Source organism: Lacinutrix sp. YIN62 (assembly GCF_057219185.1).
Genome location: NZ_JBXVVH010000016.1, coordinates 13,188 through 26,669 on the forward strand (window position 1 = coordinate 13,188; position 13,482 = coordinate 26,669).

Below are 13,482 nucleotides of genomic sequence, written 5' to 3' on the forward strand. Positions count from 1 at the left end.
ATAGACTTGATAAACACAAATTTACATTTATTTATGTTCTATAATTTGATTTGTATTTTGATTAAAAAGAATACTGTTTGACGAATAATTTAAACGAAACATCTAAATTATGTTAAAATTAAGTGCATTTTATCGAATATTAACACGTTTTAGCCGTTGTGTTAGCTTATAGTTGTATGTTTGTTATGTACTAAAATCACATACTTTTAGTTCAATGGATTAATTAATTAATATTTGCATCGCTATCTTGTTGATATAGCAATACTAAATCTAACAATGCACATTTTGCAAATACTATAAGCTGAGGTTGAGGGACCTCAGCTTTGTTGTTTTATATATTATTGTAAAATTCTAAAGGTTAAATTTATTCTAGGCCCTACTTCTTTTTTTGTTTTTGCAACTTGATGTAACCAATGTTCTTGAGTTTCGTCTTTCATTATTAGTAAACTCCCGTTTTCTAAAAGTAGTTTTTGTTTTAGCGTTTTCTTGCTTTTATGTTTAAAGCTAAAGAAACGCAATGCTCCAAAAGAAACCGAAGCTATTGTTGGATTTTTACCAAGTGCTTTTTCATTATCCGAATGCCAGCCATTACTGTCCTGCCCATCTCTGTAGAGATTGGCTAAGCAAGTGGTAAAGCTAAGGTTTGTTTTAGTTTCAACCCTATGCTTGATCTCTAATAAGCAATCGTTAAATTTCGTTGGAAACATAGTGATGTTAGAATAACTATAGGGTTTATTGTTGTTTCCAAATAAGGCTGTAAGACGCGGTTGTGCGTATGTTTTGCCAAAAATAGTAATATCATCTTGTTGCCAAACAATGTGCTTTAGTAAGGTTTTAAAATAATGTGTAGCTTCAGCTTCGCTAAAAAATTGCGGATGGTAACTAATGTTAGAATCAGGTAATTGAAGGTTTATTTCTTCTGGCGGAAACATAGCTAAATTATAATTTTTTCTAAATTAGCTTATAAAAATAGAACTATGCGATTAAAAATAGCCTTTTTTCTAATATGGTTTACGTCTTTGTGTTATGCGCAACTTCCAAAAGGGTTTGTGTATGTTAAAGATGTTATTCCTAATATACAAGTAGAATTACGTTACTGTTCAGAAAATAACTTTATAGGAGCGGTTATAGATGGGTATGTTGAAAATAAAGCAATACTAACACAAGACGCAGCTTTAGCATTAAAAAAAATTCAGAATAAGCTGAATGAACAAGGTTTGGCTATTAAAATTTACGATGCCTATAGACCACAACAATCGGTGAATCATTTTATGCGTTGGGTAAAACAAAATAATGATACGCTTATGAAAGCGGTGTTCTATCCTGAGGTAGAAAAAAAAGAATTGTTTAAAAAGGGCTATATCGCGTCAAAATCAAGGCACAGTAGTGGTAGTACTCTAGATGTTACTATTGTGAGTTTAAAAACGGGTAAAACGTTAGATATGGGGTCGCCTTACGATTTTTTTGGAAAAGCGTCTTGGGTGGTAAATAATAATTTAAGCCCAGAACAAAGAAAAAACAGACGTTTATTACAATCTATAATGCTAGATAATGGGTTTAGGAACTACTCTAAAGAATGGTGGCATTTTACATTAAAGGGAGAGCCTTTTAGGAATCAGTATTTTAATTTTAAGGTCGAGTGATTTTTATTTGTATTGTAAGTTTTAGCGATATTTTTATTTAATAATGAATTAATATAATAGTTCAGAGTTGAGCTAAGCTTATCCTTTTAGATTTAAAACTCGTTTTAATAAGGTTGGGTGGGAATAATGCATAAACACATAAGTTTTATGTGGGGTAAGGTTGCTTAAACTATTTTTAGAAAGCTTTTTTAAAGCACTAATAAGTGGTGCGGCCTTATAGGTATTTTTTGCATAGTTGTCTGCTTGAAATTCAAACTTACGCGAAAACCAGTGCATTATCAACCCTGTAAGTTCCGATAGTGGGCTATATAAAATACCAAAAGCTATTAAGCCAATATGGAAGCTGGACCTTTTAACGCTCAAAGCTTCCGAAAGTAGCGGATTACTTATAAAAAGGGATAAAAGGTATAGTGTGAGCCCTGTTAATAAAATAGAGGTTAGTAAATTAAAAATGATGTGCTTACGTTTGTAATGCCCAATTTCATGTGCTAAAACGGCAACAATTTCTTCGTCTTCCAAATCGTTGATTAGGGTATCGTAAAGTGTGACGCGTTTTTCGCTTCCAAAACCAGAGAAATAGGCATTTGCTTTTGTGCTACGTTTGGAGCCATCGATAACAAAAATTTTATCAAGACTAAAACCAACTGTTTGAGCATAATTAGAAATTGCTGAGCGTAAAGGGCCAGCTTCTAAAGGCGTTTGTTTATTAAACAAAGGAACGATGAGTCGGGAATAAAAAATATTAGTAATTGTAATAAAAAGGGTAATCAATCCCCATGCGTAAACCCAAAAATAAGCCCCTGTAAATTGGTAGAGCCAAGTTAAGAGCGCAAGAATACCGCCACCAATAATAGTAGTCATTAACCAGCCTTTAATTTTGTCTAAAAAAAATGTTTTTCTCGTGGTTTTGTTAAACCCAAACCGCTCTTCGATAATAAAAGTTTTGTAGTAAGAAAAGGGTGTGGAGATAATGTCGCTACCTATTATAATAATGCCAAAAAATAATAACGTAATGAGTATTGTGTTAGAGGATAGATTTCTAGCGATTTCATCTGCAAATGCAAAACCTTTAAAAAAGAAAAAACATACGGTTAATACTATAGAGAAGGTTGATGTTAAGAGGCTGAACCTGTAATTGGTGTTTTTATATTTTTGAGATTTTTTATATTCAGTTTCGTCATAAACATCATTTAATTCTTTAGGAATAGGATCATTATAATGTTTTGCATTCAGCGCATTAATAATCTTATCGGCAATAAAATTGAGGATTAGAATGGCTATTAATATGTAAAATAGTATTTGAGGTGTCATTTGTTATTTAAAATTGCGTTGTCTTTTTGCTTCAAAAATAAGAATGCCTGCGGCAACAGATACATTCATTGAATCTATTGCACCTTGCATGGGGATGCTAATGTTTCTAGTGGCGTGCGTTCTCCATTCATTACTGAGTCCAGTGGCTTCTGTGCCAACGACAATGGCTGTCGGTTTTGTGAAATCTTGAGTGTGGTAAGCTACAGACTCTTGTAAGATAGCGGTATAAATACCAATGTTTTTGTTTTTTAGAAACTGTATAATTTCCATAGTAGTGCCCGTAGCAATTTGATTGGTAAAGAGACAGCCTACGCTAGAACGGATAATATTGGGGTTGTATAAATCGGTTTTTGGATTGGCTATAATTACAGCATCTACGTTAGCAGCATCCGCAGTACGTAATAGGGCGCCTATATTTCCTGGTTTTTCCAGAGCTTCTGCTATTAATATTAATGGGGTTTTGTTTTTTAATGTAAGGGTATTAATTGTATTGGTTTTTCCTTTTACTATGGCAATAATACCTTCTGTAGTTTCTCTATAAGCTATTTTTTGATACACCTCTTTGGTGATTTCAATGTAATTGGCTTGTGTTTTTAAGGATTGTAATTGCGTTTCAGAAAATAACTCAGGAAAATAAAAAACACTTTCAATACAATATTGCCCCGTTATCGCTAATTGTAATTCACGTACGCCTTCCACAATAAAACGGTTTGTTTTTTTGCGTTCACGAGATTTTTCTTTTAAGAGAACAATTTGCTTGATTAAAGGGTTTTTTGCGCTACTAATTTTCTTGGAAACCATTTTCTAAAATTGCGATTTATTAGGCAAATTTAAGTTAAATCAATGGTTTCTTATAAATATGAAACTTGTTTTTAAGCGTCTTAATCTGAAATAAGTAGCTACTAGTGTGTTTGGCTTTTTGAGAGGTCTTGTTTTTTGTAATAGATGTGTTACAGAATGGTAAAATGAATTTTATGTAAAAAGAAACTGCTTAAAGATTTCTCTTTGAGCAGTTTCTAAACTAACCAACCAAAACTTTAATAAACTAATTTTATGTGTTTTTATTCTATTTTTTCACGTGTGTTTTCACGCGGGTTTTCTTTTCTAGGACTACGTTGTTTACGTTTCTTCTGTGTAGGAGATTTAGATTTATCCAAAGTTGTTCCTGTTTTTAGAAATTGAATATAGCCTCTGCCTTTAAATTCGTACACTGTTCCAGATGAGGGGTGTAGTAGTTCTATTGTTTCATCATTAATAACGCTTAATTCAAAAAAATCATTGTTGAAAAAATCATAATCTAATGTTAAAGTCTTTAGGTACATATTTCCAGGGACATTATTTATATTGTAAATGCCAGTGTAATCCCAAATTAAGTTGTTGGGGTCTGTGCCCAGGAGATCTTGTGAACTTCTAAAAGTTGAGCCATTTCCACTGGATAGAAATTGCAGGTAATTTTCACTATCAAACTCATTAAAAGTGCCAAAAATACTGGTGTATGTTTTTTCCCAAGCTTCATATTCTTGTAAGAAATAATGAATATTATCGTAGAAAACAAAATCGTAATCGAAGTTTGAACGTTGGTAGCCATTTAAAAAATACGAAGTATCATTAAAAGGATTGTAAAGTTCAATAGTATTACTGTTTATTTGGTATACGTCAAAACTTTCATAACCATCTATAACATGGTTAACATCTAAAATAGTGTTGTAAGCATCAAAGGTTCCTATTGGTACACCATAACCATTTCCTTGACTACCAATACCAACTAAATTGTTATTAGCGTACAATTGACCGTTTCTAAAAGAAATGGTAAAGGCTATTTGTAGAAAATAAGTTTCTCCAGGGCCAACGGTTTTATTAATATCTACATACCATAATTCATAAGAATCTAAAAGCCGTGCTAAGCTTATGCCTGGGGCTTCAATTATATGGTCGTCTACAATAACCTCTGTGTGGCAAGAAGTGGTAAGTAGGGTTGCTGTTAGAGCAAATACTGAAAGTAGTTTTGTTATTCTCATAATCTTCAGTTTTAAGTATTGATGTTAAGGGTGTTTCAAAACCTGTGCCAAAATTAATATCATATTGGGTTTTAACAACTCGAGGAAGACTAATATTTTATGTATTTTTGAAATTCCATTTATAGAAATGATTTATGAATAAAGAGTTAAAATATGCCGTTTTTGGTTCCGGAAGTTGGGCAACGGCAATTGTAAAAATGTTGTGTGAGAATCAAGCTGAGGTAGGTTGGTATATGCGAAGTGTATATACTAAAGAACATTTACTAAAAGAAAGGCATAATCCTAGTTATTTGAGTTCTGTAGAGTTTCATTTGGAGCAATTAAAACTAAGTAATGATATAAATGAAATGGCAAATTATGCCGATGTTCTCATTTTTGTTGTGCCTTCAGCATTTATACATTCCGAATTAAAAAAACTGACTGTAGATATTACGAGTAAGACGATTGTTTCTGCTGTAAAAGGTATTATTCCAGAAACAGGACTGCTTTTAGGAGAACACTTTCATGATAATTATAACATTCCTTTCAAAAATATAGGTGTTATTGCAGGACCATGTCATGCAGAAGAAGTTGCGCTAGAAAGGTTGTCTTACCTTACTATATCCTGTGCAGATGCTACCAAAGCACAGGCTTTAGCAAATGTATTAAGTAGCCGGTATATTAAAACCAAAATAAGTGATGATATTATAGGGACTGAATATGCGGTAATGTTAAAAAATATTTATGCTATTGCAGCAGGTATTGCTCATGGTTTAGGCTACGGGGATAATTTTCAAAGTGTATTAATGAGTAATGCCATTCGTGAAATGAAGCGCTTTATAAAAAAAGTGCATAAAATGAAGCGAAATATTAATAATTCAGCTTATTTAGGAGATTTGTTGGTTACAGGATACTCTGTGTTTTCAAGAAATAGAATGTTTGGGAATATGATAGGCAAAGGCTACACGGTTAAATCTGCACAAATGGAAATGAACATGGTAGCCGAAGGATATTATGCAACAAAGAGTGCTTTTTTAATCAATCAAAAAAATGCGAAAAAAAGTCAAATTCCCATTATAAAAGCGGTCTATGGAATCTTGTATGAAGGTAAAGATGCTAAAAAAGTGTTTTCTAAATTGACCGAAAAATTAGATTAATGTAATAGTCTTAAATCGTTTTATGCGAATTGAATAAATTAAAGGTAGTGATTCTGTATTGCTGCCTTTTTTGTTTTTATACTTTTAAAAAGCTATGGTTTTGTGAGAAAAAATAAGGAAATATTTTAGTATTGTTAAATAAGGATGCTGTTTTTGTAAGTTTCTATTTTTTAACGTGACTAATCGTCTAAAAATTTTAAGAAACTATGAGACGAATTACCTACTTTTTAATGCTTTCAATAGTATTTCTATTTCAATCTTGTATCGGTGAGGATTTTATTGATGATACCGTGCCGCTTGAAGTACGTATAAACAACCCCTTAACCAGTATTGCTGTTGGGGAGACACATCAATATAATGCAACTTTTTTTAATAATATTGGAGCGCAGGAAGAGGTGACTATTACCTGGTCTAGTTCTAATGAATCATTATTAAGTATAGACGAAAACGGATTAGCTATAGGTCTAGAAGAAGGTAATGTTACTGTTAGCGCGCGAGTATTAGAAGGGGGCAATGCATTAGTTGTAGATGAAAATAGTTTAGCAATAACAGTAGATGTTATTGAAACATTGCCTATTGTAAGAACAGGGAGTATCCAGTCAACAAGCGGTTACGCATTAACGGGAGATTTTGTTTTTGAAGAAATTTTAGAGAACGATAGTGTAAAATTATCTTTTGGTAATGACTATAATGCTACAACAAGCCTGCCAGGACTTTATCTGTACCTTAGTAATAATCCAAACTCAATAAATGGAGCGTATAATGCAGGTCCAGTAAGCGTTTTTAATGGGGCGCATACTTATGAGTTCTCAGATGTAAATATTAACGACTATTCCTATTTGTTGTACTGGTGTGAGCCTTTTGGAGTTAAAGTGGGAGAAGGGCAAATAAACAATTAATTATTATTACAAGCTTATTTATTATGAAAAAACAGATGTATACCATTGTTGTTATGGCGTGTCTTTTATTGACCTCCAATGTAGCATTAGGACAATGGACGAAGAAAAAGAATAAAGGATATTATAAATTGTCGGCATGGTATTTAGAAGCCGATCAACATTATACAGACCAAGGGGTTATAGAACCCAATGCGACACGAGGACAATTTAATGTTAATTTTTATGGAGAATACGGTATTACAGATAAATGGAATGCAGTTGCTTATATTCCCTTTTTTGCTAGAACGTATCAAAACGATACGCGTTCAGGAACTACGGGGGACTTAATTAATACTGGAGAAGATTTAAATTCTTTTGGAGACGTTGATCTAGGAGTGAAGTACGGCTTTTTCGATACTGGTAAATTGGCATTATCTGGTACACTAACTTTTGGTTTACCTTTAGGAAATGATTCTGGAGGGAGAGATGGCAGTTTTCAAACAGGAGATGGAGAGTTTAATCAGCAACTTAGATTAGATCTCGGTGCACCATTTAAATTTAAAGGCATTCCTTTTTATGCTAAAACGTATTTAGGGTATAATAATAGAACAGAAGGTTTTTCAGATGAGTTTAAGACCGGTTTAGAATTAGGGATGAATCTCTTTAATGAGAAGTTTTGGTTAATAGGGCGTCTTGATGTTGTAGAATCTTTACAAAATGGAAATTTAAATGCGCAAAACAGTCAAGGAAGTATCTTTGCCAATAATGTAGAATATACCGGTTTAGGCGTTGAAGGCGCTTATTATATAACCGAAAAACTAGGGGTGTCTTTAAATTTCTCAGGTGCATTAAGCGGTCGTGTGATTTATGCAAACCCATCCTTTTCTGGAGGAATTTTCCTAGATATTAAATAAAGAGGATAGCGTCTATTTGATTAAAAAAAATAGAATATAAATTAATATTTTTATTAGATAGAGAGACAAAGCAAATAAGAGAGGTCTTATTTGCTTTGTTTTTTTTGTTTTAAACGGTTTTATTGACTGTGTCAATTAGAAATCTCTGTTTAATCAATAAATAAACTTTCTTTTTAGTGTAAATAATTTTTATAAGGCTATTAATCATGCCATTTCCCTTAAATTCCACCGTCTTTTTTCTTAAAATTCCTTAATTTCGCATTTCTTATAATAAATTAAAAAAAATGAGTATGGGATTCCCTGATTATAAAGGACTTAACTTGCCTAGTATTGCAAGTGAAATACTTGACTATTGGAAAAGTAATGACATCTTTGAAAAGAGTGTAACAACTAGAGAAGGTGCAGCACCTTATGTGTTTTTTGAAGGGCCACCATCTGCAAATGGCTTACCTGGTGTACACCACGTTTTAGCACGTGCGATAAAAGATATTTTTCCACGTTACAAAACAATGAAAGGGTTTCAGGTAAAGCGTAAAGCAGGCTGGGATACCCATGGTTTGCCTATAGAACTTGGAGTAGAGAAAGCGCTGGGGATAACAAAAGAAGATATTGGGAAAACCATTTCAGTAGAAGATTATAACGAAGCCTGTCGTAAATCGGTAATGCGTTATACCGATATTTGGAATGATCTGACTCAGAAAATGGGGTATTGGGTAGATATGGAAAATCCATATATAACCTATGAGCCTAAATACATGGAAAGTGTGTGGTGGTTGTTAAAAGAGATTTATAATAAGAATTTATTGTATAAAGGCTATTCAATCCAGCCGTATTCTCCAAAAGCAGGAACTGGATTAAGTGCTAGTGAGTTAAATCAACCTGGGACGTATCAAGACGTAACAGATACTACTGTTGTTGCGCAGTTTAAAGCTGTAGAAAGTACCTTGCCAAAGAGCTTGCAAAATGAAGGTGCTATTTATTTTTTAGCATGGACAACAACACCATGGACGCTACCCAGTAATACAGCATTAACGGTTGGAGCAAAAATTGATTATGTATTGGTAGAAACTTATAACCAGTATACGTTCTTGCCTATCAAAGTTATTTTAGCAAAGCCTTTGGTAGCAAAGCAGTTTTCAGGGAAATACAATGAAGTTGAGGATGCATCTGCATTACTAGAGTATAATCAAGGCGATAAGAAAATTCCATTCCATATTGTAAAAGAATTTAAAGGAAAAGATCTTGTTGGTATAAAATATGAGCAATTATTACAATATGCACTGCCAAACGATAATTCAGAAAATGCGTTTAGAGTAATTTCTGGTGACTTTGTAACGACCGAGGACGGAACAGGAATCGTGCATACAGCACCTACATTTGGTGCCGATGATGCTTTGGTTGCGAAACAAGCGAAACCAGAAGTGCCTCCTATGTTGGTTAAAGATGAAAATGATAATTTAGTACCTCTAGTAGACTTGCAAGGCCGTTTTAGACCAGAAATGCAAGAGTATGGTGGTAAATATGTTAAGAATGAATATTATGCAGATGGTGAGGCGCCAGAACGTTCGGTAGATGTAGAGCTAGCTATTAAGTTAAAAGAAGAGAATAAAGCCTTTAAGGTTGAGAAATACAAGCATAGTTATCCAAACTGTTGGCGTACAGATAAACCCATATTGTATTATCCATTAGATTCTTGGTTCATAAAAGTAACCGATGTTAAAGAACGGATGCATAAACTTAATGATACCATTAATTGGAAACCTAAAAGTACAGGGGATGGACGTTTTGGCAATTGGTTATTAAATGCAAACGACTGGAATTTATCGCGTTCTAGATACTGGGGTGTGCCATTACCAATATGGAAAACAGAAGACGGTAAGGAGGAAATCTGTATCGGTTCTGTTGAAGAGTTAAAAGCAGAAATGGCAAAAGCGGTTGAAGCAGGCGTTATGAAAGAGGCTATTTTTGCAGATTTTGAAGTCGGAAATTATGCCGAAGAAAACTATGCAAAATTAGACTTGCATAAAAATATAGTAGACCAAATAGTATTGGTCTCTCCTACAGGGCAACCTATGCAACGCGAAAGTGATTTAATAGATGTGTGGTTTGATTCTGGTTCTATGCCTTATGCGCAGTGGCATTATCCATTCGAAAATAAGGCGTTAATAGATGATAATAAGTCTTTTCCGGCAGATTTTATCGCAGAGGGTGTAGATCAAACCCGAGGTTGGTTTTATACATTACATGCAATAGGAACTATGGTTTTTGACTCTGTAGCTTATAAAAACGTTGTGTCTAACGGGTTGGTGTTAGATAAAAATGGCCAAAAAATGTCTAAGCGTTTAGGAAATGCAACAGATCCTTTTGAGACATTGGATACTTATGGTGCCGATGCAACTCGTTGGTATATGATCGCTAATGCAAATCCATGGGATAATTTAAAGTTTGATTTAGAAGGAATTGAAGAAGTGAAACGTAAATTCTTCGGAACACTTTATAATACATATTCATTCTTTCAGTTGTATGCTAATCTAGATAAATTTACGTATGCCGAAGCTAATATAACTTTAGAAAAAAGACCCGAGATAGATCGTTGGATTTTGTCAGAATTGCATACATTGGTAGAGAAGGTAGATGCTTATTATGCCGAATATGAGCCAACAAAAGCAGCGCGGGCCATTTCAAACTTTACGCAAGATTACCTAAGTAATTGGTATGTGCGTTTAAGTAGAAGACGCTTCTGGAAAGGCGATTATCAACAAGATAAAATATCGGCTTATCAAACATTGTATACTTGTATGCTTACCATAGCAAAGCTTGGAGCTCCAATAGCGCCCTTTTTTATGGATAAATTGTATTTAGATTTAACCAAAACTACACAAACAGAACAGTTTGAAAGCGTGCACTTAGCGAAGTTCCCAGAAGCCGATCAGCATTTTATAGATAAATCTTTAGAGCGTAAAATGGAGAGTGCTCAAGTGATATCGTCGTTGGTATTGTCGTTAAGAGCAAAAGAGAAAATAAAAGTGAGGCAGCCGTTACAAAAGATTATGATTCCTGTAGATAATGCGGAACAGAGAGAAGAGATCTTGGCGGTATCAGATTTAATAAAACATGAGGTAAATGTAAAGGAAGTGGAGCTTTTAGAAGATGCTTCAGATATTTTAGTAAAGCAAATAAAGCCTAATTTTAAAGCTTTAGGGCCACGTTTTGGAAAAGACATGAAAAGTATTGCTGCTGAAATTCAGAAGCTTACATCAAACGATATTAAAATAATTGAACAAAAAGGGACGCTTGATGTCGAGTGTAACGGAAAAAATGTTAATTTAGAACTCGGTGATGTAGAAATTACATCTCAAGACATTGAGGGATGGCTTGTTGCTAATGAAGGTGCCTTAACAGTTGCATTGGATGTTACTATTTCTGAAAATTTACGAGAAGAAGGGATTGCACGTGAGCTCGTAAACCGTATTCAAAACTTACGTAAAGATTCAGGGTTTGAAGTTACAGACAAAATAGATGTTAAATTGCAAAAGGACAGTCAAATTGTGCAAGCGGTTCAAAGAAACCTAGAGTACATCAAGGCAGAAACTTTAACAGAAAACCTTGATATTATTGACCAAATAGACAATGGTATAGATGTTGCTTTCGATACAATAAATACGAAATTGTTTATTCAAAAACATTAACAAACTATGGCGGCAGAAAAGACAGTAAGGTATTCAGATGAACACTTAGAAGCGTTTAAAGTACTTATTTCAGAAAAAATTGAAAAAGCAAAACACGACTTGGGACTTATTAAAAGTGCTTATATGAATGATCATAACAACGGTACAGACGATACTTCACCAACGTTTAAAGCTTTTGATGAAGGTAGTGCTGTAATGAGTAAAGAGTCTAATTCACAGCTGGCAATTAGACAAGAAAAGTTTATTAGAGATCTTAAAAATGCATTAATTAGAATAGAAAACAAAACGTATGGTGTTTGTCGTGTTACAGGGAAATTGATTAATCGTAAACGCTTAGAATTAGTACCGCATGCAACATTGAGTATTGAGGCTAAAAATATGCAAAAATAAAACGCTTATAAAAAGTGAATATCTAATTATTTTATAAGATATTATAAACTAAAAAGCGCTTCAATGATTCATTGAAGCGCTTTGTGTTTAACATAAAATTGTTTTCACCTATTATAGGTTGTTGTTATGAAATATATTATTTATATCGCGACATTACTCTGTTGCTTTCGAGTATATTCTCAGAAGAATATAGAGAAAAGAATGGCCGCTCAAAACATATCTACTATTGTTGTTGAGGGAAATCAAATGTTTAAGATAAAGGTCGGGACTACTACGACGAATACTATTATTTTGAAAGCAAGAATAGAAGGGGAATATAGTGAGGATATAGTTGTGGTTGCTAGAGAAAAAAAGGACTCTTTAATTGTTTTTAGCGCTTTTCATCCTTTTTTTGTTAAACAGAATGAGAAATTAAGCGTTCATAAGGTGATCTCTATAGAAGTTGAATTATTGATTCCTGAAAAACGTAATCTTTATGTGGAGAGTGATACGGCTTCGATAGCGATTTCAGGGAATTATAGATCGTTAACGGCTCAGTTGTTACAAGGGAATTGTTATTTGAAGGCATTTTATGGGAATGCGCTGGTTAATACTATAAACGGAGCAATTGAGCTTCATACTAATTTCTCAAAGGTGCAGACTTATACTAAGACGGGAAACGTTACTAGGGAAAGCTTAGCATTAGGAGATAATAACATATCTTTAAACTCTGTTAATGGAAATATAAGTGTTATTAAAACTAAAAAATAAGTCTATTTTAGCAGAGTTAATTATAATTAAATATCGTTTCGAACATAATCGGTAATTTTAAAGATGAATTTAAAAAAGGCTACACTTCTCGTTATTTTACTTTTATTAATAGACCAAGTGAGTAAAATTTATGTAAAAACACATTTTCAACTAGGAGAAGATGTGGTTGTTTTTAATTGGTTTAAAATTTATTTTATAGAAAATAATGGCATGGCTTGGGGGACAAAATTAAGTGATATTTTGCCTTTTATGTCAGATCGTACCGCAAAAGTAGCACTTACTGTATTTAGAATATTGGCTATAATAGGCATCGGTTATTGGTTATACGATACTGTAAAAAGACAGCGTTCAAAAGTATTAATATTGGCGTTGGTTTTTATATTTGCAGGAGCCATGGGGAATATTGTAGATTCGGTATTCTTTGGTGTTTTGTTTAATGATAGTGTAGGTCAGGTGGCATCATTTCTTCCGCCAGAAGGAGGGTATGATGGGATATTACACGGTAAGGTGGTAGACATGTTATATTTACCTATTTGGCAAGGTGATTTGCCGGAATGGTTGCCTTTTTATGGAGGGCAACGATTTAATTTTTTTGAACCCGTTTTTAATGTTGCAGATGTAGCAATAAGTATAGGGTTTTGCCTCTTGATTTTTTTTAATAAGAAAGCATTTCCTTCTACTAAAAGTGAAGTTTTAAATCAAGATAATGTTGAAGAATTAAATGATTAAGAATTCTACTTTTTGTTTCTATAT

At 33.4% G+C, this 13,482-nt stretch carries 12 protein-coding genes; 8 read left to right on the forward strand and 4 right to left on the reverse strand.

Features of this window, described 5'->3' with window-relative positions; translation table 11 throughout:
- Positions 1-338 precede the first annotated feature (338 nt).
- On the reverse strand, positions 339-932 hold the full coding sequence (locus tag AC2D8I_RS11470) for an alpha-ketoglutarate-dependent dioxygenase AlkB family protein (protein WP_484706155.1): 594 nt from the start codon (positions 930-932) through the stop codon (positions 339-341).
- Positions 933-977: 45 nt separating this feature from the next.
- Between AC2D8I_RS11470 and AC2D8I_RS11475 the strand changes: the two genes are divergently transcribed.
- Complete coding sequence (locus AC2D8I_RS11475; RefSeq protein ID WP_484706156.1) at positions 978-1,643, forward strand: M15 family metallopeptidase; 666 nt, start codon at positions 978-980, stop codon at positions 1,641-1,643.
- A gap of 78 nt (positions 1,644-1,721) precedes the next feature.
- Here the strand turns inward: AC2D8I_RS11475 and AC2D8I_RS11480 are convergent, their stop codons facing one another.
- From AC2D8I_RS11480 to AC2D8I_RS11490, 3 genes are all read right to left on the reverse strand, one after another.
- Positions 1,722-2,954, reverse strand: a complete 1,233-nt coding sequence (locus AC2D8I_RS11480) for a M48 family metallopeptidase (protein ID WP_484706157.1) — start codon at positions 2,952-2,954, stop codon at positions 1,722-1,724.
- Between the two features lie 3 nt (positions 2,955-2,957).
- Complete coding sequence (locus AC2D8I_RS11485; protein ID WP_484706158.1) at positions 2,958-3,755, reverse strand: TrmH family RNA methyltransferase; 798 nt, start codon at positions 3,753-3,755, stop codon at positions 2,958-2,960.
- Between the two features lie 260 nt (positions 3,756-4,015).
- Positions 4,016-4,972 (reverse strand): nicotinic acid mononucleotide adenyltransferase, encoded by a 957-nt coding sequence (locus AC2D8I_RS11490; protein ID WP_484706159.1) that lies wholly within the window; start codon positions 4,970-4,972, stop codon positions 4,016-4,018.
- A gap of 134 nt (positions 4,973-5,106) precedes the next feature.
- Here AC2D8I_RS11490 and AC2D8I_RS11495 point away from each other — a divergent pair, with 134 nt between their 5' ends.
- The 7 genes from AC2D8I_RS11495 to AC2D8I_RS11525 all read left to right on the forward strand — a co-directional run bounded on the left by AC2D8I_RS11495 (position 5,107) and on the right by AC2D8I_RS11525 (position 13,458).
- A complete protein-coding gene (locus AC2D8I_RS11495; RefSeq protein WP_484706160.1) occupies positions 5,107-6,108 on the forward strand; it encodes an NAD(P)H-dependent glycerol-3-phosphate dehydrogenase in 1,002 nt (333 codons plus the stop codon).
- Positions 6,109-6,314: 206 nt separating this feature from the next.
- On the forward strand, positions 6,315-7,007 hold the full coding sequence (locus AC2D8I_RS11500) for an Ig-like domain-containing protein (RefSeq protein ID WP_484706161.1): 693 nt from the start codon (positions 6,315-6,317) through the stop codon (positions 7,005-7,007).
- Between the two features lie 23 nt (positions 7,008-7,030).
- Positions 7,031-7,900 carry a hypothetical protein gene (locus tag AC2D8I_RS11505; protein WP_484706162.1) on the forward strand — a complete coding sequence of 290 codons (870 nt, stop codon included), beginning with the start codon at positions 7,031-7,033 and terminating at the stop codon, positions 7,898-7,900.
- A 284-nt stretch (positions 7,901-8,184) separates the two neighbouring features.
- Positions 8,185-11,589 carry an isoleucine--tRNA ligase gene (gene ileS, locus AC2D8I_RS11510; protein WP_484706163.1) on the forward strand — a complete coding sequence of 1,135 codons (3,405 nt, stop codon included), beginning with the start codon at positions 8,185-8,187 and terminating at the stop codon, positions 11,587-11,589.
- A gap of 6 nt (positions 11,590-11,595) precedes the next feature.
- Positions 11,596-11,979 (forward strand): TraR/DksA family transcriptional regulator, encoded by a 384-nt coding sequence (locus AC2D8I_RS11515; protein ID WP_484706164.1) that lies wholly within the window; start codon positions 11,596-11,598, stop codon positions 11,977-11,979.
- 126 nt (positions 11,980-12,105) lie between these two features.
- Positions 12,106-12,729 carry a hypothetical protein gene (locus tag AC2D8I_RS11520; protein WP_484706165.1) on the forward strand — a complete coding sequence of 208 codons (624 nt, stop codon included), beginning with the start codon at positions 12,106-12,108 and terminating at the stop codon, positions 12,727-12,729.
- A 63-nt stretch (positions 12,730-12,792) separates the two neighbouring features.
- Complete coding sequence (locus AC2D8I_RS11525) at positions 12,793-13,458, forward strand: lipoprotein signal peptidase (RefSeq protein WP_484706166.1); 666 nt, start codon at positions 12,793-12,795, stop codon at positions 13,456-13,458.
- Positions 13,459-13,482 lie beyond the last annotated feature (24 nt).